At 55.2% G+C, this 531-nt stretch carries 1 protein-coding gene; it reads right to left on the bottom strand.

Annotation, left to right across the window (positions count from 1 at the left end; translation table 11 throughout):
* Positions 1-125 precede the first annotated feature (125 nt).
* Positions 126-531, bottom strand: a 406-nt coding sequence (locus EN780_RS40060; protein ID WP_210215129.1) for a hypothetical protein, incomplete at its 5' end; no start/stop codon positions are given.

Genomic DNA, 531 nt, shown 5'->3' with positions numbered 1-531 from the left:
GTACCGCAATGCGTTCGACTTTCGCTCGTTGGAACAGAGCGGCTTTCAGGTTTCCGCCAGCTTCGCTAAAATAGAGGCATGCCTCTAGATCAAGCACAAAGTTGATGCCGCTATAGGCCATGCTGTTATGGCCCCAGCCGGTTAACACCGATGGCGGCGATCTGCTTTATCGTACTTGGCTTCAGATTGGTGAGCCGGTACGCATCGAACTGAGAGATTGCCTTCCTGTCGACCGCGGCGGTGAGCATGTTAGGCAGAAGATATCCGAACCTGGCAATCTGCGAGCTAATTCCACCGCCCCCGCTGTTTTCCTCACCTTCGTCTTCTTCTTCGATCATGGGGACTTCAGACGGCAGGGTCGCAGACCACGCAGCGTAAAAGCCTTTGCTCAAGCCCAAATCAGAGACGCGTAAGGCGCTCGCCTGCTTACTGGCGCCAAATCGTCTGGAAAGGAGATCAACGACGGCCCTAGCACCCCTTCCCGCGACGCTTTTATAGGCTTGGGAAAATTCCTCCGCAGGCATCATGACC

Source organism: Mesorhizobium sp. M4B.F.Ca.ET.089.01.1.1 (assembly GCF_004022605.1).
GTDB lineage: Bacteria > Pseudomonadota > Alphaproteobacteria > Rhizobiales > Rhizobiaceae > Mesorhizobium > Mesorhizobium abyssinicae.
The sequence above is the reverse complement of the archived record's forward strand: the minus strand, read 5'-3'. Positions and strand labels throughout refer to the sequence as shown.